This window comes from Geodermatophilus aquaeductus, assembly GCF_900182545.1.
In the GTDB taxonomy this organism is placed as follows: Bacteria; Actinomycetota; Actinomycetes; order Mycobacteriales; family Geodermatophilaceae; genus Geodermatophilus; species Geodermatophilus aquaeductus.
The window spans coordinates 135,591-159,426 of sequence record NZ_FXTJ01000009.1 but is presented as its reverse complement, the minus strand read 5'-3'; the positions used below and the strand labels follow the sequence as shown (position 1 = coordinate 159,426).

Sequence of the window (23,836 nt, the reverse complement as noted above, 5' to 3'; positions counted from 1 at the left end):
CTCGTGGAACGCCGGTACGACCCGCTGCCGCTGGTCACCGGAGGCGGATCTCGGCGACCAGTTGCGCGTGGTCGGAGACGATCCGGTCGCGACGGTCGTCGCTGAGCTGGCTGTCGACGAGGTGGTCGTTGAAGTACCGCAGGATCTGCACCTCCCCGATGCGTTGCGGGTTGCGCTCGTAGAACTCCTGGCTCACGAGGACGTGGTCGAGGTTCTCGTAGTGCCCGTTGAAGATGTGCGTGTAGCTGACGTCCCGCCCGGTGCGGCGGGCGGTGAGCTCGTGTGCCGAGTAGAGCAGCCGATCCCAGTAGGCCCTGCGGACGTCGGGCTCTCCCGGCCAGAACCGCGAGGGGGAGTCGCCCGTGATGATGTCGGTGGTGACGGCGCGGGCGGCGTCGTTGAGATCTCCGAGGACCATGGTCGGCTGCGCGGTGCCGACGACCTCCTCGAGCACCAGGAAGCGCAGGGCGGCTGCCTCGGCGGCGCGGCGGATGAGCGCCCGGGCCTTGCCGAGAGCCTCCTCGCGCGGGTCGTGCTCGGGAGCCTGCGGAGCGCGGATGAGGCGCTTGGACTTCAGGTGGGCGACGAAAACCGTCGCGGTCGTTCCGGACTCCGGGTCGAGGACCACGCGCGCACGCAGGACCGGGCGGCTGAACGTGCCGACCGGCAGGGCGATCCCGTCGACGGCGACGTCCAGTCCGGCCGGGAAGTCGGTGACGGTCGTGACCTGTCCGTCGACGGGCAACCGGCTGGCCAGCCCGAGCCGCGGACCACTGTCCCCGTCCGCGCCCGGCGCCACGACGGTGCCGTCGCCGAACTCCTCCGATCGGGCGCAGACGTCGCGCAGCGCGTCCTCGTGGAAGACCTCCTGGAAGCCGACGAGGTCGGCGTTCATGCGGCCCAGCTGGCCGGCGATCCATGCCGCCTTCTTCTCGTACTCGGCGGCGCTGTAGGGCTTCTCGTCGGGGTAGTAGGGCTCGCCGGGCCGGGCGAGGTTGAGGACGTTGAACGTGCCCACCTTGACCACCATGTGCAGGCCATCCCTTTGACTGAGGTGCATCAGCATCGTCGGCCGACGGCATCACCGGAACGTCACCGGGTGAGGCCCGCCGATAAGGGCTTCCGCCGCTGCGCCACCGTTGCTGACCACTTCTCTGGGTGCCGAGCTTCGGGCTGTTGACGCCGCCGCCATCGCCTCTGGGCACCGTCCCTGCCGTTCCGGCTGTGGCGGCCACTCAGAAGCGAAGGCGAGGTGCGTTCTGCCCCGTCGAAGACGTTGCGGAAGTGGGTCGTCGGGCCCCTTCCGGCTATGGAGAGATCAGCCCAGGCTGCGGCTCATGTCGTCGCCGACGCCATCCCCGCCCGCAGCGGCTGATCTGTGACGAGCTGTGGGCGCTGGTCGAGCCGCTGATCCCCCCCGCCGCCCGGCCGTTCACGGCCGAAGTGCGACCGGCCGCAGACAGGGGCGAACGACCCGGCACGGAGCCGCTCGAGGAGCAGCGCGTCGATCCGGCGGGTGAGTCCCAGGTCGTACTCGGTCGTCCCGCCGGGCGGGGATGCGACCTGGCCTCTCCAGAGCAAGCACGGTGTCCGGGGATGGGCGGCCCGCATGTACGCCCGGCGCCGGGCCGGCACCAGGCCAGTGGGCGGTGTACGCCGGCCTCCGCTGCGGCGCGATGCGACCAACTCACGACCTATAGACCACCCTCGACGCCCGATGATGACCGATGTGAGCCGATGACGTGAACCGTCGCTGACCTGCTTGTTCGTCGCCGACCATCAGCTGCCGACCCGCACAGGATCAACTCGCAGGGTCATGGGTTCGAGTCCAAGCGGGGGAGCACAACCGCAGGTCAGGCGCCGTTGAGGTCCGCCGCGGGCGTCGCTGCAACGCAGATACGACGCACAACTCAGGAGTTCCGGATCCCGTCGAGGGCCGTGTCGAGCCGCGGTCGAAAGGCGTGTGTTCCGGTGCCCAGCGCAGGCGCTGCAGCGCCGCGGCCGCCTCGGGGCTGGCCACCCCGCGGCCCAGGTAGACGTCCTGGGTGGGGCTCGGGCGGTTGAGGCCACGGTCGAGGGCTTGCGTCCCCTCGGCTGCCCGCGGCCCAGCGGCGGAGCAGTTGGTCCACCCGCTCGAGGCGGGCCGGCTGGTCGAGGTCGAGTCGACTGACCCGCGGGACATCGTCTCGCTGACAGCGAAGGTGTCCCGAAGTGGGCGCGCCTGGAGCCTGGCGAGTCGGGCCGAGTCGCGGGCTGGCGACCGCGCCGGCGCTCCGGACGGGGTGCGGCTCGACGCGAGGCTGCTACGGCTCTGCCGATGACCCAAACGGTCGCGTATCGCTGGGATGCGCCCCCCTCATCCAGGAGCCCGCGTGATCCTCGCTCGCCGAGTCGGAGCCGTCGTCCTCGCCCTCGCCACGATCGTCGTGTGGTTCGTCATGGCTCCCGAGGACCGGAGCGGTGACATCAGCCAGGCGTTGGCCGAGTACTCACTCAACGAGGCCCGCACGCAGGGCGCTCCGCAGCAGCAGGTCGTCAACGGATGGGTCGCCAAGGACCTCCTCACCATCATCGCTGAGCAGCAGAACGACGTGGCCGGCGACGAGCGACTTCCCGCTCTGGCCGGCTTGCTGGTCCTGGGAGTGGCGCTCCACGCCTTCACGTCCCCGCGTCGCGGTGACGAGCAGACCGCCGCATCCCTCGGGGCTGCCGAGTCGGAGAGTGTCCCGGTGCTCCAGGGTTCTTGACACCCCAGTCGTATCGGCACGTCACCGTGAACGACGCATTGACGCCGACGGCTCTGACTGCCGCCTCCGTTTGTCAGCGCTGCCGGACACCGCTCGCCGCCGGCGACCCCGTGTGGGAAGGCGCCGCCGCAGAGGACGGCCAACGCTGGTCGTGCCTGCCATGCGGGCGCCGGCTCGTCACCGGTCGGCCCGGACGGTCGGCGGAACTCGAGGCGATGCGCCGCATGCGCCAGGAGCCCGTCCTCGACGGAGGCCGGCTGTCGGACCACCCGACCGGTGAGCCCCGCCTGACGAGGCCGCGACACCCACCCCCGGCTGGCCCTCGCCCACCGGTGTCGGTGGGCACCGACTCCCAGCGTTGGGGCCGGCGGCTGGTCCTGAGTCTGGTCGTGGTCCTCGTCTCCTCCCCGCTGTCGGCGGCCGGCCCCACCGGGCAGATGCTGGCGGTACTGATCGGGGGTCCCGCGGCCGTGCTGTTCTGGGTCTCGGTGATCGGCCTGCTGGTCACCGCGGCACGCAGTTGGGTGTTCCGACGGAGCTCGTCACGGACCCCGTCGCAGGCAGACCTGCGAGACATCGTCAGCAGTGATCCAGCTCCGCGACGTCCGACCATGGCAGGTCGGCGTACCCGCGTTGCCGGAGCCGAGGACAGCTGGATCAAGGGCGTGCGCGGCGAGCATGTCGTCGGTGCCGTGCTGGACGGCACCGGACTGCCGGTGCTGCACGACAGGCGCCTGCGGAAGGGCTCCCGCGCCAACATCGACCACCTGGTCGTCGCTGCTGACGCCGTCTACGTCGTCGACGCCAAGAACCTCGCAGGGTCCCTGACGACCGTCGGTGATCAGCTGCGCATCGGCGGGCGCGACCGCACCGCGCTACTCGAGGGGGTGCGCCGTCAGGCCGATGAGGTCGGGGCGGCCCTGAGCCGGTTCGGCATCACCGCACCTGTACGGGCAGTGCTCTGCCTCGTGGGCACCGCGCGCCCGCCTGGCCTGGGGTTCGCCGGGGGCGTCCTGCTCACCACTCCGGACACCGTGGGCCAGCTCAGCACGCTCCCCGGCATGCTCGCCGCTGGTGATCGGGACCGGATCGCCGACCTGCTCGCCTGGGCCTTTCCACCAGCCGTGAGCAACTGAGTCCGAACCCGTCCAACGATCCGGTGCCCATCCCCGGAGGCGCTCCATGCGGAACCGGGCTCGCCTGCAACGACCATGACCCACTGCGGGGACCCGGTCCGGTGGCGAGGGTGCAGGACCTGGCCTGGCCGCGGCCTGCCGGGCAGTGCAGGCGCCCTGGACGGAGGATTCCCCGATGCCGCGGTACCTCGTCTCGTTCGACGACGGCCCGATGGGCCACATCCCGGACGAGGACCTGCCCGCGGTGGACGAGAGCACGCACGCGGTGGTCCAGGAGGCCGAGGACGCCGGGGTCTGGGTCTTCGGCGGCGGCGTCGCGCGGCAGCAGGCGGCCGTCGTGGGGACCGACGGGACGGTCACCGACGGCCCGGTCCCCGAGACGAAGGCCGTCATCGGGGGTCGCGATCCTCGAGGTGTCGTCGCGGGCGGAGGCGCTGGACCGGGCCGTTCGGATCGCGCGCAGCTGCCGGTGCGCCCTGGAGGTCCGCGAGATCGTGTACGACCGGGAGTTCAGCCCAGGGCGGGGACGGCGGTGGCCGGGTCGCCGTCGGCGGCGGCGGCCAGGGCCGGCACGACCTCGTCCAGCAGGAACGGCAGCGACAGCGGGCTGCCGAAGCCGAGCGCGGCGGACACGTCGCCGGAGTAGGTGCCGAGCAGGACCGTGCGACCCTGGGTCACCACGTCGAGGCTGGAGAACAGCGTGTCGGCGTCGGCGGCCGCCTGGTCGTAACCGTTGACCGCCAGCACGTCGGCGTCCAGCAGGTCCAGCCGCTCCTGGCTGACGTCGGTGCTGGTCTCGGGGACGGCGAAGCCGAGGTCGCTGAAGAACTGGGTGCGCAGGTCGTCCGTGCCGAGCAGGTAGTGGCCCGAGCCGACGCCGGTCAGGTCCACGGCGATCGAGGTGTCGGCGAACCCGGGGTTGTCCTCGACGGCCTGATGGAACCGCCCCTCGACGTCGTCGACGAGCTCCTGCGCCTCGTCCTCGCGGCCGAGCGCCTGGCCGATGAGCAGGGTCTGCTCCTGCCACGGGGTGGCGCCGTCGGCGTACTCGTCGGTCTGCGCGAGCGTCGGCGCGATGCCGGACAGCTGCTCGTACACCGTCTCGTCCATGAACGAGTAGACGCCGACGATCAGGTCGGGCTCCAGGGCGGCGACGGCCTCGAGGTCGATCTCCTCGCCGCCGACGGTCGGGATGTCCTCCGCCGGGAGCAGCTCCTGCGCCCAGGGCCGGGTCGTGGCGTCGTAGTCGCCCAGGAGCTCGCGCTCACCGACCGGGGTCACGCCCAGGGCGAGCACGAAGTCCTGGTCGTTGAACCCGACGGTGACGACGCGCTGCGGCTCCTCGGGGATCTCGGTGGTGCCGAACCTGTTCTCGATGCTCACCGGGAAACCCGACGACGAGGACGACGTCTCCGCGGCGGACGCGGACCCCTCGTCCTCCGAGCCGCCGCACGCGGTCAGCCCTCCGGACAGGGCGAGGACGGCGAGCGGGACGGCGAGACGGGAGGGGCGCAGCAGGCCCGCGTTCTTCGACACCGGGCGAGGTTAGCCTGCCCTAACTCAACGCCTGCGACGAGGGACCCTCAGCGGAAGGTCGGCCCACCCGCTCGGCCACCTGCCGCAGGCCCTTCCGGATCACCTCCCCGTACTGGTCGTCGCCCAGCGCGCCGATCGTGGCCTCCGCCTCCCGGAGGTGCTCGCGGGCGCGGTCGAGGTCGCCCAGCCTGCGGTGGCACTCGCTCAGGTTCAGGTGCAGCGACGGGTACAGGGCGGCCACGGGCATCGCCACCCCGGCCTCCGCCAGCCGTGCGTCGGTCAGGGAGCCGGCGGCCGCCAGTGCCCGCTCGTCCCACACCAGCTCCTGCCCGACGTCGTCCTGGGCGTCGGCCATCGAGTGCGCGAGCGTGCAGACGTACAGGGGATCGCCGCGCTCGCCGCCGATCTCGTCCCAGATGCCGGCGAACAGCGCACGGGCGGCCTCCCGCTCGCCCCGGTGGTTGGCCTGCACCGCCTCGCCGATCCGGACGAGCGTCGGGTCCGTGGTCATCGGCGGTCCTCCCGGTCGGGTCGGCGACCCGTGCCGCGGCTCACGATCGCAGACCGTCGTAGGCGGCCATCACGAGCTCCAGCCCCCGGGTGTCCTCCGCCGGTCCGCGCATCTGGTTGGTCACGTAGGCGACCGCCATCCGGTTGCCGGGGTCGACCACGACGAGGGAGCCGCCCCAGCCGCCCCACCCGAGGGTGTCCCCGAACAGGCCGTAGCCCAGCCCGTAGCGGACCGGCATGCCGAGGACGCGGTCCTCGCCGCTGAACTGCTCCTCCCGGGCGCGGTCGCAGCCGGCCTGCGACAGCAGCCGCACCCCGCGGACCGCACCGCCGCAGGCCGGCACCGACTGCACGAGGGCGACCGAGCGGGCGTTGCCGAACCCGCTCGCCGCCGGGATCTGCGCCCGCCGCCAGGCCACGCTGTTGCCGTCGCGGAGCCGCACGGGGGTCCCCGCGGCGGGTGTGCTGCCGCCGGGCGCGCTCGCGACGACGTCCTCGTCCAGCGACGGCGGTGGGACGGTGGGTGCCACCCGGGCGTCGTGCTCGGCGGCCAGTCCGATGGCGAAGTCGGCACCCAGCGGGCCAGCCACCTCCTCGGCGAAGAACTCGCCCGGGCTCCGGCCGGTGATCCGGCGCAGCACCTCGCCCACGAGGAACCCCTGGGTGAGCGAGTGGTAGCCAGCGGCGCTGCCCGGCTCCCACTGCGGCGCCTGCGCGGCCAGGCGGGCCGTGGCCGCCGGCCAGTCGTAGAGCTCCTCGACCGGTCCGTCCCAGTCGGGGAGGCCCGCGGTGTGGGCGAGCAGGTGCCGCACCAGCACTCCCTCCTTGCCGCGCGCGGTGAACGCGGGCCAGTACCGGCCGACCGGTGCCTCCAGGTCGAGGTCGCCGCGGTCGGCGAGGACCAGCGCGCACAGCGCCGTCATCGTCTTGGTGACCGACCAGACGTTGGTGATCGTGTCCCGTTGCCACGGGGTCGTGCGGTCCGCGTCGGCCCACCCGCCCCAGACGTCCACCACCGGCTCGCCGTCCACGAGGACCGCGACCGAGCCGCCGGCGTCCCCGTCGTCCAGCAGTCCGGCCAGCGCCGTGGGCACCGCGGTGAACAGTTCGTCGTAGGAGCCCCGGACGTCGGCCATGCGCCCAGTGGCCCGCATCGGCCCGCCCGGGGCAACCGGGTTTCCCGCTCCGGCGCCCCCGCCGTGCCACGGTGGGCGCCGGAGTCCACGGAGGAGGGAGACGCACGTGACCAGCGCACCGGTCCCGCTGTGGCAGGACGAGCCGTACCGGCCGCGGCCGGCGCTGGACGGTGAGGTGCGCGCGGACGTGTGCGTCGTCGGCGCCGGTGTGGGCGGGCTGGCGACCGCCCGGCGCCTGCTCGGCGCCGGCCTCTCGGTGGTCGTGCTGGACCGGGCCGAGGTGGCCTCCGGCGCGAGCGGCCGCAACGGCGGCTTCTTCATCGCCGGCGCCGCGCCGATGTACCACGAGACGCGTGCCCTCTGGGGGCGCGAGCGGGCCGCGGCCGTGCACGCGGCGACGCTGGCCGCCCAGCGGGAGATGCTGGAGGTGGCCGAGGGCGTCGGCGCCCGCCGGCACTTCCGCGTCGACGGGCTCCTGCGGCTCGCCGTCGACGCGGCCGAGGCCGACGACGTCCGGGCCAACGCCGCGGCGCTGGCCGAGGACGGCTTCCCGGGGCACCTGGTCGCCGGGGACGACCTGCCGGGCCCGCTCGCCGGCGCGGACCGGGCCGGGCTGCTCTTCCCGCACGACGGGTCGGTGCACCCGGTCCGCTGGCTCCGGGCGCTCGCCGGCTCCCTGGAGGCGCGCGGGGCCCGGGTGTTCGAGCACTCGCGGGTGGTCGGGCCGCCGGTGGTGGAGGGGGACGGCGTCCGCGTGCGGACCGACGCCGGGGCGGTGCGCTGCGACCGGGCGGTGGTGGCGGTCGACGGCGACCTCGCGGCGCTGGTGCCCTCGGCGCGGTCGGTGCGCCCGCGGCGCCTCAACATGCTGGCCACGGCACCGCTGCGCCAGACGGTCCTCCCGGTCCCCGTCTACGCGCGCTACGGGTACGAGTACGCGCACCAGACGGCGGACGGCCGGATCGCCCTCGGCGGCTTCTCCGACCTCGACGGCGACGCGAGCTGGACCGACCGCGCCGCGGTCTCCGCGCCGGTCCAGGCGCGCCTCGACCGGTGGCTGGCCGACGAGCTCGGCGTCGACGCGCCGGTGACGCACCGGTGGGCGGGCGTCGTGGGCTTCGCCGAGGACCCACTGCCCCGGTGCGGACCGGTGCCGGGCACCGGCGGGCGGGTGCTCGCGCTCGGCGGCTACAACGGCACGGGCCACGTGCAGGCCTGGGTCGCCTCCCGTGTGGTGGCCGACCTCGTCGTCGGCGGCGCGAGCGCGTCCGCCGGGCTGTACGCGGCCGTCGACGCCTGAGGCTCAGTCCCGCCGGCCGCCGAGCAGCCGCCGGTGGACGACGGCGCCGGGGGCGAGCGCGAGCAGGCCCTCGGTGAGCGCGTCGGCCGCGGCGTGCGCGTCGTCGTCGGTCATCGGGTCCAGCACGTCGAGGACGAACAGCGCGCTGGTGGTGGCGGTGGTGATGCGGGTGCGGACGCCCTGGCGCCAGTTCCAGCGGCGGCAGGTGACGCCGTCCCCGTCGCGCCAGACGACCTCGCCGGGCTCGGGGTGCTCGACGACCGGCTCGCCGCCCGCGGTGGTGTCGAACGCCTCGGTGCCCTCGGCGCGGACCAGCCGCGCCGGCCCGGCGTAGGCGGCGCGGTCCTCCCCGCCCAGCGGCAGCAGGTGCGCGATGGAGACGGCGTTGTAGACGTCGGTGATCCGGTCGATGCGCGGCAGCCCGTCCGGCTCGAGGCGCCGCAGCAGCGCCTCGACGCTGGGGCGGGTGCGCTGCGGCTTGGCGCCGAAGGCCCGGTAGGCCTCCCGCCAGGAGGCGAGGTGCGGCAGGTCCTCCGGCTTCTGCCCGTCGAGGCGTTCCCGCGCGGTGGCCTCGGCGGCGGCGAGGACCCGCTCGCTCACCTCGTCGCTCTCGCCGCCGGTCAGGCCGTCGGCCGTCAGCAGCAGGGCCCGGTAGTCCGGCCGCAGCGCGAGGACGGCGTCGTCGACGGTGGCGGCGGACAGCCAGGCCTGGGGATCGGTCACGGACGGCCTCCGGTGAGGTGGGGCTGGAACACGGTGAGGGCGAAGCGGGCGGGTGTGGCCGCGTCGGCCGGGGTGGCGTAGCCGTGGGCGACGTCGCCGGTGAACGCCGCAGAGTCGCCGGTCTGCAGCCGGTCGGTGCGGTCACCGACGCGGAGGTCCACGGCGCCCTCCAGGACCAGCAGCAGCTCACGGGTGCCGGCGCTGTGCGCCTCGCTGGTGTGCGCCTCGCCGGGCTGCAGCGTCCAGTGCCACAGCTCCACGACGTCGGGTGGCTCGGTGCCCGCGACCAGCAGCGCCTGCCCGCCGCGCGGGCCGCGCCACAGCACCGGGGCCTGACCGGCCGGGGTCACGGTGACCGCCCGCGGACGCTCGACGTCGACCAGGACCGGCAGCCCGACGCCGAGGGCGTCGCTGATCCGCAGCAGGGTGGCGATGCTCGGGTTGCCCTCGCCGTGCTCGATCGTGATCAGCATCCGGCGGCTGACCCCGGAGCGGTCGGCCAGCTCGTCGAGGGTCCAGCCGCGGGCGGTCCGGTGCTGCCGGACACGCGTCCCGATCAGCTCGTTGACCGCGGGCGCCTCCGCCATCACTCCTCCTCCCCGTACGCTGCTCTTCGAAGTGCAACATACTGCATCGAGGAGGGCTGGTCATGGCGGACGCGACAGGACTGCGGGTGGAGACCCGGCTGGCGGTGCTGGGCCGTCCGACCGGTCCGGGGCAGCCGCTCAACGTCCCGATCGTCCCGGCGTCGAACTTCCGGGCCGCTCCGGGCGGAACGGCCGGGCGGGAGTACTCCCGCGACGACGGCACGCCCGGCTGGGAGGCGCTCGAGGAGCTGGTCGGTGACCTCGAGGGCGGCTCCGCGGTGTGCTTCTCCTCGGGCATGGCCGCGATCGCCGCGGTCCTCGAGCTGCTGCCCGTCGGCGCCCGCGTGGTCGTGCCCCGGGACAGCTACACCGGCCTGCGCGCGCTGCTCGCCGACGGTGCGGCGGCCGGGGGTCGCTGGGCGGTCACCACGGTCGACGTGACGGACGCCGGGGCGCTCGCCGCCGTCGCCGACGCCGACCTGGTGTGGCTGGAGACGCCGAGCAACCCGCTGCTCGACGTCGTCGACGTCGCGGCGGTCGCCGCCGCGGCCGGCGCGCTCGTCGCCGTGGACAACACCTTCGCCACCCCGCTGCTGCAGAACCCGCTCGCGCTCGGCGCGGATTTCGCCGTGCACAGCGCGACGAAGTTCATCGGCGGGCACTCCGACCTGCTCCTCGGGGTGGTCGTGTGCCGCCGGCCCGAGGACCGTGCGCGGCTGGTCCGCCGCCGCGAGGTCGCCGGTGCCACGCCCGGTGCGCTCGAGGCGTTCCTCGCGCTGCGCGGCGCCCGCACCCTCGCCGTGCGGCTGCGCCAGGCCCAGGAGTCGGCCGGCGAGCTCGCCCGCCGGCTGGCGGCGCACCCGGCGGTCGGCCGCGTGCGCTACCCCGGGCTGCCCGGCGACCCGCACGCCGCCCTCGCCGCCCGGCAGATGCGCGGGCCCGGGGCGGTGCTCGCCTTCGAGGTCGCGGACGCCGCCACCGCCGACGCCGTCTGCGCGGGCGTGCGGGTCATCGCCTCGGCCACCAGCGTCGGGGGAGTGGAGTCGACCATCGAGCGGCGGGCGAAGCTCCCCGGTCAGGAGCACGTCCCGGCGGGCCTGGTCCGGCTCAGCGTCGGCTGCGAGCACGTCGAGGACCTCTGGGCCGACCTCGCCGCCGCGCTGGACGCGGGCGCCTAGCCGGGGCGGGAGCTCGGGGCCGGGTCCGTGGGTGTGCGGAGCCCTACGGGACGGAGACGACGGTCTTGCCCCGGGTCGGCCCGTCGAGCAGGTGGCGGACGGCCGCGGCGGCCTCGCCGAGGGGGAAGGTGCGGTCGATCGCGGGGGTGAGCCGTCCGGACTCGGCCAGCTCCGCCAGGGCGAGCAGGTCGGCGGCCCGCTCCGACGCCACGAAGGTGCCCATCCGCTGACCGACGACCAGCGACAGTAGCGTCGCCCGGAGCCCGCGGTCGGCCCCGCCGAGCAGGCGGCCGCCGGTCTCCCCGCCCACGATGACCAGGCGTCCCCGAGCGGTGAGGACACGGCGCAGGCGGGACAGCGGGGTGTTGCCGCCGGTGTCGACCACCAGGTCGTAGCGGCGGCCGCCGGCGGTGGGGTCCTCGCGGGTGCGGTCGACGACGACGTCGGCGCCCAGGGTGCGGACGAGGTCGACCGCGCCGGTGCTGCACACGCCGGTGACCACGGCTCCCGCTGCCTTCGCGATCTGGACCGCGAAGCTGCCCACGCCGCCGGCGGCACCGATGACGAGCACCTGCTCCCCGGCGCGGACGTGTCCGTGGTCGCGGACGGCCTGCAGGGCGGTGCCGCCGGAGACCGGGACGGCGGCCGCCTGCTCGAACGAGAGACCGGCCGGCTTGCGCGCCAGCCGGGCCGGTCGCGCGGTCGCGTACTCGGCGAACGTGCTGGTCGACGTCCCGTACACCTCGTCGCCCGGGGCGAAGCCGCGCACGTCCGCGCCGACGGCCTCGACCGTCCCGGCGAGGGTCCGGCCGGGGTTGGCGTACCTCGGCCGGCGCACTCCGAAGCCGGCGAGGCGGATGGCCAGCGGGAGGCCGGCCATGACGTGCCAGGTGCCCCGGTCGACGCTGGAGGCGTGCACCCGGACGAGCACCCCGGCGTCGGGAACGGCAGGCCGCTCGATGCGGTCGAGCCGCAGGACGTCCTCGGGTGCGGAGCCGTAGCGGTCCTGGACGATCGCGGTCATCGTCGGCCGGCCGGCGTCCGCGGCCGGCGGCGCCCCTCGGGTGCCGCGCCTCGCCGTGCTCATCGGGACCTCCCCTTCCTGTCCTCCGGCCGGTCGGAGCTGGGGTGCTGCAGCACGAAGTCGCTCTGCCGGTCGTGGCCGAAGTGCCGGACGTGCAGCGTGGGGGAGCCCGAGAGCGCGCGGATGGCGCGCTCGGCCACGTCGTCGTCAGGGGTGTGGACCCACAGGGCGGCCCGGCCGTCGCGGGCGTGGCCGTAGTAGAGCGCGATCGTCTCCTCGTCCTCGGTGAGGGCGGCGACCACGCGGCGGGGCAGGTTCCGCGCCGCGGTGTAGCGGACGCGGTCCTCGAGGATCTCCTCGGCCGTGAAGACCCTCAGCTCGCGGTCGGCGAACCCGGCGGTGCGCAGCGCCGCCGCTGCGCGTCGGGCCTCGTCCGCGTCCGGGAGGACGGCCACGAGGAAGCCCGTGGCGTCGAAGACCATCGGCCGGTCGGCGAGGGCGGGGTCCCGGTCGGACGTGCCCACGGGCCAGACGACGTCGGGGTCAGCCACGGCCGGTCACACCCTCGCCCCGGCCGAGGGGCGGGGGGAGTCCGCGCCCGTCGCTGCCGGGACGGGCAGCAGGACCTGCAGCAGGAGCCCGGACAGGGCGGAGAAGGTGATCGCGCCGTAGGCGCCGAACACGGTGAACTGCTCGTCGACGGCGATCCCACCGAGGGTGGTCGTCGTCCAGCCGAGCGCCCAGAGCGCGGGCAGGGCGGCAGCCCACGCCCACCGTGCTCGTGCCTCGCGCGGCAGTGCCCGGGCCTGCGCGGGCCCGAGGACGAGGCCGGTGAGCGCCCCCATCAGGGCCAGGTCCGGCAGCGACGTCCCGTAGCCGACGACGGCCGCACCGAGCAGCAGGCCCAGGCCCATCCCGGCGGCGGTGGCCGGGACCCACCTGCGGACGTCGAGGCGTCCCCGGCTCGCCAGCACCTGTCCGAGGCCGATGCCGAGGCCGGCGACGGTTCCGCCGACGAGGGCGGCGAGCGGGGAGTCGACCCGACCGACCACCGCGGTGCCGGCCAGCCCGGCCAGGGGGAAGGCGAGGAAGCCGAGCGTCCAGATCGCCCAGGTCCGCAGGGCGGAGGAGCCGGCGGCCCGGGTCCTCACGGGGGAGGTGGTCATGGCGCTCAGCTCCTGACGCCGGCGTCGGCCGGCACGCGCGGGGAGGGGACGGTGCCGGACGGCGGGGCGGACGGTGCTGTCTCGCGGGGGTGGCCGGAGCGCGCGAGGAGGACGACGCCCAGGGCGGCGACCCACAGCCCCCAGCCGGTGCTCCCGAGCAGGCCGGCCGGCTCCCACACGGGGAAGCCGGGGACGGCGGTGGCCAGCACGTCCCCCTGGTTGAGCAGGTACAGGCCGCTGACGACGAGCCCGGTGACGCCCAGCCAGCGGGGCAGGACCCGGCTGCGCAGGACCACCACGCTGACGGCGACCGACCAGCCGATGGCGAGCAGCTGGCCCAGGTGCTCGCCGAGCAGTGCCCCGCCGAACTGGTGCTGCGCGGTCCACGCCGCCTCCACGGCGGCGCGGGTGGTGGCGTCGCCGGTGACGTGGGAGCCGGCCAGCGGCGGGACGACGAACACCCAGCGGAGGAACCCGACCAGCGACAGCAGCACCGAGATGACGCCCACGGAGGTGGCCACCCGGAGCACCGGGTCGCCGCGCCGTCCGAGCGCCGCGGGGAGCAGCAGGACGGGGACGAGCAGGATCGCGTACGTCCACGCGGTGGCGAACCACGTCCACACCAGGCCCGTCCCGCCGGCGGCGAAGGCCGGCAGCACCACGTCCGCGGGTTCGCGCAGGACGTCCGGCCAGTCGAACGTCGAGGACAGCGCCGTCGCGGCACCGGCGAAGGCGAGCGCGCCGACGAGGAACAGTGCGCCGGTCGTCCGACGGATCGCGGGGCTCGCGGGCTCGGATGGCATGGCGGCCTCCTGTACGGCGTACATACTCTGTACGGTGTACAGGTAAGGTCCTCCCGCACGGTGAGGCCCGTCAAGGGGGAGAGCGCATCGATGTCCGTCCCGACCGAACGGCGTCGCGGTCCCCGGCGCGCCCTCACGGAGGACGAGATCCTCGACGCCGCGCTGGGGCTGCTCGACGAGGGCGGCCAGGACGCGGCGTCGGTCCGGGGCATCGCCGCGCGGGTCGGCGTCGCCCCGAACGCCGTCTACACCTACTTCCCCGACAAGGCCGCCGTGGTCAGGGCGCTGGTCGAGCGCCTGCTCGGCGAGGTGGACCACGACGTCTTCACCGACCGCGGCCGGCCCTGGCGGGAACGGGTCGAGGCGCTGGCGCTGGAGCTGCGCTCGAGGCTGTCGGCCCATCCCGGCGCGGTCGGCCTGGTGGTCGGTGGTCCCATGGACGGGCCCCACGCGCTCGCGCTCAACGAGCACCTGCTGCACCTGCTGGCCGATGCCGGCCTCGGGCCGACCGAGGCCGCGCGGGCCTCCTACCTGCTCATCGTCTACGTGTTCGGGTCCATCGCCCTCGAGGTCGCCGACGTGCACGAGGCGGGTCCGCTGCCCCCGGAGACCGAGCGGGTTGCCGCCCGGGACCGCGCGTTCGCGGCGACACCGGCCGACGCGTTCCCGCGCAGCTCGGCGGCGGCGCCGACGATGGCCCGTTTCATCTCGACCGACCAGTACCTCTGGGGACTGCGCCGGGTCCTCGACGGGATCGCGGCACGGGTGGGATAGGACGCCCCCGGATCCGGCTCAGCGGGGCTTCGGCCGCACCTCGAGGCCGGCGTGCCGGCAGCGGATGGTCACCGTCGTCCCGCCGAGGCCCGACCGGACGGTGGTCTCGCCCAGGGCGTGCATCATCGCCAGGCCGCGTCCCCGGACCGAGGGGAGGCGGGGCGCCCGCCACGTCCCGTGGTCCCGGACGACGACGGTGACCGCCTCGTCGTCGAGCTCGGTGCAGACGTCGAAGTACGGCTGTGTGGGGCGCTGCGCGTGCTCGACGGCGTTGTTGGCCGCCTCGCTGGCGGCGAGGACCAGGTCGTCGACCACGTCGGCGGACAGCGCCGTGTCGTCGAGGACGCCGTGCAGGTCCCGTCGCATCCCGCGGACCGAGCCCGGGAGGCTGGGGAACCGCCACTCCCATCGCCGTCCGGTCAGCACGGGGCAGCCGGACACCGGGCCGTCGGGGACGGTGTCGGGTACGGGTTCGCCGAGCATGGGCCCACTTCCGGGACGAGACGCCGAGGTCGCCGGGTCCGGGGCCACCGAGTCAGGGACTGAGCCCTGGGGCTACCCGCGCCGCACGAGGGGAAACGGACCGTCAGCGCGTCGGCCCGCGCCCGCCCCGGGGTCGCGGGTCCCGCGGTGCGTCGGAGGCCTCGGGACGGGTGAAGTCCACGCTGGCCCACACCACCTTGCGGCCCGCGGTCACCGTCCAGCCGTGCGCGGCGGAGATCCGGGCGACGAGGGGCAGGCCCAGGCCACCGAGCGCGGGGTCGCGGTCGGCCGCCGGGGCCGGCGCGTCGTCGCCGGCGGCGTCGCTGACCTCGAGCAGCCAGGACCGGCCGGTCCGGGTGACCGTCACCTCGACGGGGAGGCGGCCGTGCCGCAGCGCGTTGGAGGTCAGCTCCTCGAACGCCAGCAGCAGCCGCTGCACCGCTCCCTCGGCGGCGGCGGCCGGCCGGGCGCCGTCGTGGAGGGCGGCGCTGAGCGCGTGACGGGAGACGGTCAGCTCGGCCAGCGTCCCGGGGGTCCAGCGCCCCACGCGGGCGGACTGCGTGTCCCTGACCGGCGGTGCTCGGTGCGCCCACGACGCGGTCATCGGCCGACCTCCACGGTCCGAGCCGGATGTTGGACTCGGGCCCTCGTGTTCTCGCCGGGGCCCGTCGGGCCACCTCCCGAGAACGCTACGCGCAGAGCCGCGATGCGGCCCGGTGGACGGTCGACCCGCGTAGGCTCGCGATGGGTGTCCGAGACGACCGGACGCCCACCGTGCGTCCACCAGCGGCGCACCGCGCCAGCACGGACCCCAGATCGGGCGTCCGCGGCCGAGGTCACCCACCCCCGGTGCATCCCCAGACCGGAGGCTGCCCCATGGCCGACACGCAGCACCCGGGACCCAGCAGGGCCGCCGAGGCGCTCGAGCGTCTGGGGCGGCTGTCGGTGCGCGACCTGTCGATGGAGAGCCTGCTGCAGACGGTGGCAGACCTCGCCAAGGCGGTCATGCCCGGCGACCCCGAGGCGTCGGTCTCCCTGCTGGTCAGGGACGCCCCCACCACCGCGGCCTCCACGGGGCAGCTCGCCGTCGACCTCGACGAGCGGCAGTACGAACGCGGCCACGGACCCTGCCTGCACGCCGCCCGCACCGGCGAGCTGACCGAGATCGCCGACGCCCGCACCGACCGGCGCTGGCCGGACTACACGAGCCGGGCGGTGGAGGCCGGGGCGCTCAGCTCGCTGTCGGTCCCGCTGGCCATCGACGACGAGCAGGTCGCCGGCGCGCTGAACGTCTACGCCCGCCTGGCCTCCGCCTTCGACGACGACAGCCGGGCGGCGGCCACCCGCTTCGGGCCGTACGCGTCGATCGCCGTGGGCAACCTGCACGCCTACCGCAGCGCCCGCGAGATGGCCGACAACCTGCAGGCAGCGCTGGAGAACCGGGCGGTGATCGACCAGGCGAAGGGCGTGCTGATCGAGCGCTACCGGCTCCGCCCCGACGAGGCGTTCGAGATGCTGGCCCAGGCGTCGATGCACACCAACCGCAAGGTCCGTGACATCGCCGAGGAACTGGTGCGCACCGGCTCCCTGCCCGTCGGCGCGCCCCGCCGGAACAACCGGTACCCCCGGCCGGGGCCGCCGTCCGGTCGCCCGGGGTCGGACCCGCCGCGACACTCCTGAGCAGCCGCCGGAGTCTCCCGGGGGACTCCCGGCGGTCAGGCCTCGTCGCTCCAGACAGCGGGCGGCGGGGCCGCCTCCGCGCGCGGCCGGGGGGCGTCGCGCAACGGGTCAGGGCAGCAGGAGCAGCTTGCCGGTGGTGCGCCGGCCCTCAAGGTCCTCGTGGGCGCGTGCGGCCTGGGCCAGCGGGTACCGGCCGCCGATCCGGACGTCGAGGCGGCCCGCGGCCACCAGGCCCAGCACCGCGCCGGCCAGGGAGCGCAGCAGCTCCGGCGTCCGCGTGTAGGTGCCCAGCGTGGGCCGTTGCACGTACAGCGACCCGTGCGAGGCCAGCCGCTGCAGCTGCAGCGGCTCCGGCTGCCCGCTGGAGGCGCCGTAGAGGACCATCCGCCCGGTCGGCCGCAGCGCGGTCAGCCCCTCGTCGAACGTCGCCCGGCCCACGCCGTCGTAGACCGCGGCCGCGCCGGTCCCGGACAGGGCGCGCACCCGCTCGGCGAAGCCGTCGTAGCCGACGACCACCTCGTCGGCACCGGCGGCCCGGGCCAGCTCGGCCTTGTCCTCCGTGGACGTCGTCGCCAGCACGTGCCCGCCGCGCATCCGCACCAGCTGGGTCAGCAGCAGGCCCACCCCGCCGGCGGCGCTGTGCACCACCACCCAGTCGCCCTCGGCCACCGGGTGGGACTCGGCCGTGAGGTAGTGCGCGGTGCAGCCCTGCAGCATCACCGCCGCGGCCACCTCCGTGGGCACGCCGTCGGGCACCGGCACCAGCTTCTCCCGCGACACCGCCACCCGGGTGGCGTAGCTGCCGGGGGCGTCCACCCACGCGACCCGCTCGCCGGTGCCGACGACGCGGCCCGCGCCCTCGGCGCCGACCACGGCCGGCAGCGACGGGCCGTAGGGCGGGCGGCCCTCGCGCTCGTAGACGTCGCGGAAGTTGACGCCCGCGGCCTCGACGTCGACCAGCACCTGCCCGTCGCCGGGCCCGGGGTCGGGCAGGTCCCGGAGGGTGAGCACCTCGGGTCCGCCGGTCCGGTCGATCTGCACCGCGCGCACGTCGCCTCCTGAGTGGGTGGGGTCAGGCCGGGACGGCGACGGCGGTGCCGCTGACCTCGATGCCGCCGGTGCCGGCCGGGACCGACACCGTCAGCGTGCTCGGCCGGCCATGTCGGCACCCTGCAGCACGGTGAGCAGGGCCGGCACCTCGACGTGCCCGCCCTCGCGCAGGTAACCGCCGAACGCGGCCGCCGCGGCGCCGGTGGCGGGGTCCTCCACCACGCCGCCGGGAGGGAACGGGTTGCGGGCGGAGAAGGTGGTCGCGTCCTCGCGGTGGACCAGGGCGACGGTCGTCCAGTCGCGGTCGGCCATCAGCCGCCCGAGGCCGGCCATGTCGTAGTCGAGGACGGCCAGCCGCTCCCGCGAGGCCAGCGCCAGCACCGGGTGCCAGGCGCCGGCGTAGGCGACGCGGGGCGGCAGCGCGGGGTCGAGGTCGTCCGGGGAGAGCCGCAGCAGCGCCAGGAGCTCGCGCAGGTCGCCGTCGTCGAGCGGCACCGTCCGCGGCGGGACGCTGGTGAGGGTCGCCGTCCACGCGCCGTCGGCGGACCGCTCGGTGCGCACCGGCACCTCGCCGGCCCGGGTGCGCAGGTGCAGCGTGCCTGCGCCGGAGCGCTCGGCGTGCGCGACGGCGGTGGCGATCGTGGCGTGGCCGCAGAAGCTGACCTCGGCCAGCGGGCTGAAGTAGCGCGCGTCCAGGCCGTCGGGGCGGGGGAGGAGGAAGGCCGTCTCGGAGAACCCGACGTCGGCGGCGATGGCGAGCATCTCGTCGTCGGTGAGGCCGGTCGCGTCCAGGACGACGCCGGCGGGGTTGCCGCCGGACGGGTCGCCGCTGAACGCGACGTACCGCAGGACCTCGGGACCGGACACCGTTCCTCCTCCGTGTGGGACCTCCACCGACCCGTCATGAGACACCACGGCCCGCCTCCCCGGGAGGGGAGACGGGCCGTGGGCGGTGCGGGACGTCAGCGCGGGTCGCCGACCAGCTCCGGCTCGCGGACCGCGCCGTGGTCCTTCTCCAGCGCCGCGCCCTCGACGTCGACCGCCGGGAGCCAGCGCAGCCAGCGCGGCAGCCACCAGGCCCGCTCGCCGAGCAGCGCCAGCGCCGCGGGCACGAGCACCATCCGGACGACGAAGGCGTCGAACAGGATGCCGATGGCCAGCGCGAAGGCGATCGACTTGATCGTCGGCTCACCGGCCGGCACGAACCCGGCGAACACCGAGAACATGATCAGCGCGGCCGCGACGACGACCGGTGCGGCCTGCCGGAACCCGGTGCGGATCGAGTCCAGCGGCGAGGCGCCGTGGGTGTGCGCCTCGTGCATCCGCGACACCAGGAACACCTGGTAGTCCATCGCCAGGCCGAACAGGATGCCGATCACCAGGATCGGCGTGAGGCTCAGCAGCGGGCCGGTGGTGTCGAGGTTGACGACGTCGGCCAGCCAGCCCCACTGGAACACCGCCACCGTGGCGCCGAGCGAGGCGCCGATGGTCAGCAGGAAGCCCAGGACGCCGACCAGCGGCACCAGCAGCGACCGGAAGACCAGCACCAGCAGGACCAGCGCCAGGCCGACGACGAGCAGCAGGTAGACCGGCAGCGCCGCGTCCAGGCTCTGCGCGACGTCGACGCTCACCGCCGTCTGGCCGGTCACCGAGGCCTCGACGCCGTCGAGGTCGCCCAGCTGCGCGCGCAGGTCGGCGACGAGCTGCTCGGTGGCCTCGGTGGTCGGGCCCGACTCCGGGATGACGTTGAGCAGCGCGGCGGTGCCGTCGGCGTTCGGGGTGGGCGGGGCCACCAGCGCGACGTCGTCGAGCCCGCTGACGGTGCCCGCGGCCTGCGCGGCGGCGTCGACGGCCCCGTCGCCCTCGAACAGCACGGTGATCGGGCCGTTGAAGCCCTCGCCGAAGCCCTCGGCCAGCAGCGCGTCGGCGCGGGCCTGCGTGGTGCCCTCGCCCGGCGTCTGGATCAGCGTCGTCTGCATGGAGGCCACCGGGATGGACACGACGCCGAGGGCGACGATCGCCAGCAGCAGCGACACCACCCGGTGCCGGCTGACGGTGGTCGCCCAGCCGGCGAGGAAGCCCCGGCCGCGGGCCGGTGCGGGAGCGTCCGCGGTGGCGGCGACGGCCGCGGCGCGGCGCTTGCGGGGCAGGACGCGGTGCCCGAGCAGCGCGAGCACCGCCGGGACCAGCGTGAGCGCGACCAGGACGGCGACGACGATCGTGGCCGCCGCGGCCAGCCCCATCTGGGTCAGGAACGGGATGCCGGCGACGAACAGGCCGGCGAGCGCGATGACGACGGTGAGGCCCGCGGTGACCACGGCCGACCCGGCGGTGCCCACGGCCAGCCCGATCGACCGGCGGACCTCGGCGCCGCGCGCCAGCTCCTGCCGGTGCCGCGTGACGATGAACAGCGTGTAGTCGATGCCGACGGCCAGGCCGAGCATCGCGGCGAGGATCGGCGTCGTCGAGGACAGGTCGGTGAAGCCGGTGGCGATGGTGATGCCGAGGACGCCGACGCCCACGCCGACGAGCGCGGTCAGCAGGTTCATGCCGGCCACGACGAGGGCGCCGTAGGTGACGGCCAGGACGACCAGCGCCACGACGACGCCGATCGCCTCCGCCGGGCCGCCGACGGCCGGCACCTCCTCGATCGCCTGGCCGGTGACCTCGACGGTCAGGCCGCTGTCGCGGGCCTCGTCGACGGCGTCGAGCAGCGCGTCCTGCTGCTCGGGCGTCACCCCGCCGGCCTCGGCGTCGTAGGTGACCGTGCTGTAGCCGGTGGTGAGGTCCTGGTTGACCGACGGCGCGGCCGGGTCCAGGGGGTCGGTGGCCGAGACGACGCCGGGGAGCTCGGCCAGCGTGCCGGCCAGCCCGGTCACCGCGGCCGCGTTCTCCGGGGTGGTCAGCGTGCCGCCCTCGGGCGCGGCGACGACGACCCGCGCGCTCACGCCGCCGGCGACCTCGCCGAACTCCTCGCCGATCCGCTCGAGCGCGGTCGTGGACTCCTGGCCGGGGATGGAGAAGCTGGTCGACGTCTCACCGGAGAGCGTCACCGCGCCGGCGCCACCGGCCACGAGGACCAGGAGCCACGCGGCGAGGACGGCGAACCGGTGCCGCGCGGAGAACGTCCCGAGACGGGACAACAGGACTGCCATGGACTCTTCAGGCCTCTGACTGGGTGGGGGAGGGATGGGGTGCGCGCGGACGGCGGTGGCCGAGCGCGTCGAAGCACGTGCCGACGACGAACGGCCGCCACGCGAGGGTCAGGTCCGCCTGGCGGGCGGCGAGGGTGAGGACGGCGAGCGCGCCGAGGGCGCCGACCACCCGGACGCAGCGTTCGGGGTCGGTGGTCTCCGGGTCGACGCCGAAGGCGGCCAGCGCCATGGCGCCGGCCCCGTCGGTCAGCGAGGCGTCGGCACCGGGCTCGCCCTGGGTGGCCGGGGCCAGCAGCAGCGCGACGACGCCGGGGTGGGCGAGGGCGACGTCGACCAGGACCTCGACGGCCCGGCGGTCGCGCGCCGCGCCCAGCGGCAGGTGCTCGACCTGCTCGAGGACCCGCTTGCCGAGCGTCTCCGCCTGGGCGAGCACCGCCTCGTGCAGGGCGTCCTTGCTGGGGTAGTGGTGCAGCAGGCCGGCCTTGGACAGCCCGACGGCGTCGGCCACGTCCTGCACCGACGTCTTGGCGAAGCCGCGGCGGGCGAACAGGGCGGCGGCGCGGTCGAGGATGCCCTCGTCGATCTGCTGCCGGAACGGTCGCGCCACGGGCCCAGGGTACGGCGGACCGACCGATCCGGTCGGCAGACCATCCGATCTGGTCGGCGTGCCATCGCTCACAGATGCCGCTGGCCGGGAGTCGGACCGCGGGCCGCAGGCGGGCTCGGGCGAGGATGACGTCATGACGACACGACGCAGGGTCGGGCCGGCGGACGCGCGCTCCTGGCTGCTGGTGAACGGTGCACGCACGGACCTGTTCGACGAGCGGTACGCCTCGCGCGCCGACCAGGTGGTCCTCGACATCGAGGACGCCGTCGACCCGGCGCACAAGGACGAGGCCCGCGACGGCGTCGTTCCCTGGCTCAAGGACGCCGACCGCCCGGCCTGGGTGCGGATCAACGACCGCTCGACGACGTGGTGGGAGGACGACGTCGCCGCGCTCGCGGGCCTGCCCGGGCTCGCCGGCGTGATGCTGGCCAAGACCGAGGCCGGCGAGCACGTGACCGAGACCTTCGACCGGCTCGGCGGGTCGACCCCGGTGCTGGCGCTGGTCGAGTCGGCGCTCGGCATCGAGGAGGCGGTCAACGTCGCCCGGGCGCGCGGCGCGTTCCGGCTCGCCTTCGGCAGCGGCGACTACCGCCGCGACACCGGCACCAGCGCCGACGACCTGGCGATGGCCTACCCACGCTCGCGCCTGGTCGTGGCCAGCCGGATCGGCGGCCTGCCCGGCCCGATCGACGGCCCGACGGTAAGCACCAGCCACCCGGTGCTGCGTGAGCAGTCGGCGGTCACCGTCTCCCTCGGGCTCACCGGCAAGCTCTGCCTCGACCCCGACCAGGCGCCGGTCATCAACGAGGTGATCAGCCCCGCGCCGTCCGACGTCGCGTGGGCGCGGGCGTTCCTCGCCGACTTCGAGGCCCGCGGCCAGGTCATCCGCGACGGCAGCGACAAGCCGCGGCTGGGCCGGGCCCGCAAGATCGAGCGCCTGGCGCAGACCTTCGGCGTCGAGCCGGCCTGATCCGGTGGCGTGGGCCCGCGGACGTGGTGCCGCGGGCCCCGCAGGGCCCAGGATGGGGAGCCCGTCCCCGTCCGTGCAGGAGGTCCCGGTGACCGGACCGTCGCGCCAGGTGCCCGCCTCGGCGTCCGTCGTCGTGATCGGCGGCGGGGTGATGGGGCTGGCCACCGCGTACGAACTGGCGCGGGCCGGCGTGCCCGACGTCGTCCTGCTCGACCGGGACGCGTTCGGCGCCGGCTCGACCTGCAAGGCGGCCGGCGGGGTGCGGGCGATGTTCTCCGACCCGGTGAACGTCGCCCTGGGCGCGCGCAGCCTGGAGAGCTTCCGCGACTTCCCCGCCCGCTTCGGGCAGGAGATCGACTTCGCGCCGGTGGGCTACCTGTTCCTGCTGTCGACGCCGCAGGCGGTGGCCGACTTCGAGGCCGCCGTCGCGGTGCAGAACTCCCTCGGCGTGCCCAGCCGGATGGTCGACGTCGCCGAGGCACTGCGGCTCTCCCCGCTGGTCGACGCCGACGGGCTGCTCGCCGCCGCGTTCTCGCCGACCGACGGGCACTGCACGCCGGAGTCGGTGGTGCTCGGCTACGCGTCGGCCGCCCGGCGGGCCGGGGCCACGCTGCTGCCGCAGTGCGCGGCCACCGGCATCGACGTCGACAGCGGGCGGGTCACCGCGGTGCACACGGCGGCCGGGACGATCCGCACCGACACGGTGGTCTGCGCCGCCGGCGCCTGGTCGGCCGAGGTCGGCGCCTGGGCCGGGGTGGACCTGCCGGTGAGCCCGCTGCGCCGCCAGGTGCTGGTCACCGAGCCGGTCCCGGACCTGGACCCGCACACGCCGTTCACCATCGACTTCGACACCTCGTTCTACTTCCACCGCGAGGGGCGGGGCCTGCTCATGGGCATGTCCGACCCCGACGAGACGCCCGGCTTCCGGCTGACCCGCTCCGACGCGTGGCTGCCCCGTCTGGCCGCGGCGATCGAGCGGCGCGCCCCCGCGCTGGCCGGCGTCGGCGTGGCCAGCGGCTGGGCGGGGCTCTACGAGATGACGCCCGACCACAACGCGCTCATCGGCCGCGCCGCCGACGTCGAGGGCTTCCTCTACGCCACCGGCTTCTCCGGCCACGGGTTCCTCATGGGACCGGCCGTCGGCGAGGTCGTGCGCGACCTGTACCTCGGGGTGGAGCCGTTCGTCGACGTGTCCGTCTTCGACGTCCGTAGGTTCTCGGGTGCGGGAGTACGCCCCGAGCTCAACGTCGTCTGATCCGACCTCTGAGGAG

At 75.2% G+C, this 23,836-nt stretch carries 24 protein-coding genes; 8 read left to right on the top strand and 16 right to left on the bottom strand.

Annotated features, from left to right (window positions below; genetic code table 11):
* Positions 1-34: 34 nt before the first annotated feature.
* Positions 35-1,066: an endonuclease/exonuclease/phosphatase family protein gene (locus tag FN207_RS20060; protein WP_142460216.1), complete on the bottom strand. Its 1,032-nt coding sequence runs from the start codon at positions 1,064-1,066 to the stop codon at positions 35-37.
* Between the two features lie 1,306 nt (positions 1,067-2,372).
* Between FN207_RS20060 and FN207_RS20050 the strand changes: the two genes are divergently transcribed.
* The gene (locus FN207_RS20050; protein WP_142460214.1) at positions 2,373-2,747 is read left to right on the top strand and encodes a hypothetical protein; all 375 of its coding nucleotides are present in this window, start codon (positions 2,373-2,375) and stop codon (positions 2,745-2,747) included.
* 338 nt (positions 2,748-3,085) lie between these two features.
* A complete protein-coding gene (locus FN207_RS20045; protein ID WP_185938445.1) occupies positions 3,086-3,883 on the top strand; it encodes an NERD domain-containing protein in 798 nt (265 codons plus the stop codon).
* A 510-nt stretch (positions 3,884-4,393) separates the two neighbouring features.
* On the opposite strand, the gene FN207_RS20035 is transcribed toward FN207_RS20045, so the two are convergent.
* From FN207_RS20035 to FN207_RS20025, 3 genes are read right to left on the bottom strand one after another with little or no spacing between them, the layout of a single operon-like run.
* Entirely contained in the window at positions 4,394-5,419 is a 1,026-nt protein-coding gene (locus FN207_RS20035) for an ABC transporter substrate-binding protein (protein ID WP_221888305.1), read from the bottom strand.
* 19 nt (positions 5,420-5,438) lie between these two features.
* A complete protein-coding gene (locus FN207_RS20030; RefSeq protein WP_142460212.1) occupies positions 5,439-5,930 on the bottom strand; it encodes a hypothetical protein in 492 nt (163 codons plus the stop codon).
* A 40-nt stretch (positions 5,931-5,970) separates the two neighbouring features.
* A complete protein-coding gene (locus FN207_RS20025; RefSeq protein WP_142460211.1) occupies positions 5,971-7,065 on the bottom strand; it encodes a serine hydrolase domain-containing protein in 1,095 nt (364 codons plus the stop codon).
* Positions 7,066-7,171: 106 nt separating this feature from the next.
* Between FN207_RS20025 and FN207_RS20020 the strand changes: the two genes are divergently transcribed.
* On the top strand, positions 7,172-8,365 hold the full coding sequence (locus FN207_RS20020) for an NAD(P)/FAD-dependent oxidoreductase (protein ID WP_185938444.1): 1,194 nt from the start codon (positions 7,172-7,174) through the stop codon (positions 8,363-8,365).
* Between the two features lie 3 nt (positions 8,366-8,368).
* Here FN207_RS20020 and FN207_RS20015 read toward each other — a convergent pair whose 3' ends face one another.
* Complete coding sequence (locus FN207_RS20015; RefSeq protein ID WP_142460209.1) at positions 8,369-9,088, bottom strand: B3/B4 domain-containing protein; 720 nt, start codon at positions 9,086-9,088, stop codon at positions 8,369-8,371.
* Positions 9,085-9,675 carry a helix-turn-helix domain-containing protein gene (locus tag FN207_RS20010; protein WP_142460208.1) on the bottom strand — a complete coding sequence of 197 codons (591 nt, stop codon included), beginning with the start codon at positions 9,673-9,675 and terminating at the stop codon, positions 9,085-9,087. Before FN207_RS20010 ends, FN207_RS20015 begins: the two co-directional genes overlap by 4 nt.
* 62 nt (positions 9,676-9,737) lie before the next feature.
* Between FN207_RS20010 and FN207_RS20005 the strand changes: the two genes are divergently transcribed.
* Positions 9,738-10,853, top strand: a complete 1,116-nt coding sequence (locus FN207_RS20005; protein WP_142460207.1) for a trans-sulfuration enzyme family protein — start codon at positions 9,738-9,740, stop codon at positions 10,851-10,853.
* Positions 10,854-10,896: 43 nt separating this feature from the next.
* Here FN207_RS20005 and FN207_RS20000 read toward each other — a convergent pair whose 3' ends face one another.
* Genes FN207_RS20000 through FN207_RS19985 form a run of 4 tightly spaced genes read right to left on the bottom strand, consistent with a single transcriptional unit; the run spans position 10,897 to position 13,846 of the window.
* Positions 10,897-11,940 (bottom strand): NAD(P)-dependent alcohol dehydrogenase, encoded by a 1,044-nt coding sequence (locus FN207_RS20000; RefSeq protein WP_246066198.1) that lies wholly within the window; start codon positions 11,938-11,940, stop codon positions 10,897-10,899.
* Complete coding sequence (locus FN207_RS19995) at positions 11,937-12,428, bottom strand: hypothetical protein (RefSeq protein ID WP_142460206.1); 492 nt, start codon at positions 12,426-12,428, stop codon at positions 11,937-11,939. The genes FN207_RS20000 and FN207_RS19995 overlap by 4 nt, the downstream gene beginning before the upstream one ends.
* 6 nt (positions 12,429-12,434) lie before the next feature.
* Positions 12,435-13,043 (bottom strand): hypothetical protein, encoded by a 609-nt coding sequence (locus tag FN207_RS19990; protein ID WP_142460205.1) that lies wholly within the window; start codon positions 13,041-13,043, stop codon positions 12,435-12,437.
* A 5-nt stretch (positions 13,044-13,048) separates the two neighbouring features.
* Positions 13,049-13,846: a DUF4386 domain-containing protein gene (locus FN207_RS19985; protein ID WP_142460204.1), complete on the bottom strand. Its 798-nt coding sequence runs from the start codon at positions 13,844-13,846 to the stop codon at positions 13,049-13,051.
* A gap of 90 nt (positions 13,847-13,936) precedes the next feature.
* On the opposite strand from FN207_RS19985, the gene FN207_RS19980 reads away from it, so the two are divergent.
* Entirely contained in the window at positions 13,937-14,620 is a 684-nt protein-coding gene (locus FN207_RS19980; protein WP_142460203.1) for a TetR/AcrR family transcriptional regulator, read from the top strand.
* A gap of 18 nt (positions 14,621-14,638) precedes the next feature.
* On the opposite strand, the gene FN207_RS19975 is transcribed toward FN207_RS19980, so the two are convergent.
* The gene (locus FN207_RS19975; RefSeq protein ID WP_142460202.1) at positions 14,639-15,103 is read right to left on the bottom strand and encodes an ATP-binding protein; all 465 of its coding nucleotides are present in this window, start codon (positions 15,101-15,103) and stop codon (positions 14,639-14,641) included.
* Between the two features lie 103 nt (positions 15,104-15,206).
* The gene (locus FN207_RS19970; protein WP_142460201.1) at positions 15,207-15,707 is read right to left on the bottom strand and encodes an ATP-binding protein; all 501 of its coding nucleotides are present in this window, start codon (positions 15,705-15,707) and stop codon (positions 15,207-15,209) included.
* A 272-nt stretch (positions 15,708-15,979) separates the two neighbouring features.
* On the opposite strand from FN207_RS19970, the gene FN207_RS19965 reads away from it, so the two are divergent.
* The gene (locus FN207_RS19965) at positions 15,980-16,783 is read left to right on the top strand and encodes a GAF and ANTAR domain-containing protein (protein WP_142460200.1); all 804 of its coding nucleotides are present in this window, start codon (positions 15,980-15,982) and stop codon (positions 16,781-16,783) included.
* Positions 16,784-16,891: 108 nt separating this feature from the next.
* Here the strand turns inward: FN207_RS19965 and FN207_RS19960 are convergent, their stop codons facing one another.
* The 4 genes from FN207_RS19960 to FN207_RS19945 all read right to left on the bottom strand — a co-directional run bounded on the left by FN207_RS19960 (position 16,892) and on the right by FN207_RS19945 (position 21,595).
* The gene (locus FN207_RS19960; RefSeq protein ID WP_142460199.1) at positions 16,892-17,833 is read right to left on the bottom strand and encodes a quinone oxidoreductase family protein; all 942 of its coding nucleotides are present in this window, start codon (positions 17,831-17,833) and stop codon (positions 16,892-16,894) included.
* A gap of 90 nt (positions 17,834-17,923) precedes the next feature.
* Positions 17,924-18,700, bottom strand: coding sequence for a PhzF family phenazine biosynthesis protein (locus FN207_RS19955; RefSeq protein WP_221888304.1), 777 nt, complete (start codon positions 18,698-18,700; stop codon positions 17,924-17,926).
* Positions 18,701-18,795: 95 nt separating this feature from the next.
* A complete protein-coding gene (locus FN207_RS19950) occupies positions 18,796-20,988 on the bottom strand; it encodes an MMPL family transporter (RefSeq protein WP_142460198.1) in 2,193 nt (730 codons plus the stop codon).
* A gap of 7 nt (positions 20,989-20,995) precedes the next feature.
* The gene (locus tag FN207_RS19945; protein WP_142460197.1) at positions 20,996-21,595 is read right to left on the bottom strand and encodes a TetR/AcrR family transcriptional regulator; all 600 of its coding nucleotides are present in this window, start codon (positions 21,593-21,595) and stop codon (positions 20,996-20,998) included.
* Between the two features lie 133 nt (positions 21,596-21,728).
* Here FN207_RS19945 and FN207_RS19940 point away from each other — a divergent pair, with 133 nt between their 5' ends.
* Positions 21,729-22,565 carry an HpcH/HpaI aldolase/citrate lyase family protein gene (locus FN207_RS19940; RefSeq protein WP_142460196.1) on the top strand — a complete coding sequence of 279 codons (837 nt, stop codon included), beginning with the start codon at positions 21,729-21,731 and terminating at the stop codon, positions 22,563-22,565.
* An 88-nt stretch (positions 22,566-22,653) separates the two neighbouring features.
* On the top strand, positions 22,654-23,820 hold the full coding sequence (locus FN207_RS19935) for an NAD(P)/FAD-dependent oxidoreductase (RefSeq protein ID WP_221888303.1): 1,167 nt from the start codon (positions 22,654-22,656) through the stop codon (positions 23,818-23,820).
* The last annotated feature ends 16 nt before the right edge of the window (positions 23,821-23,836 follow it).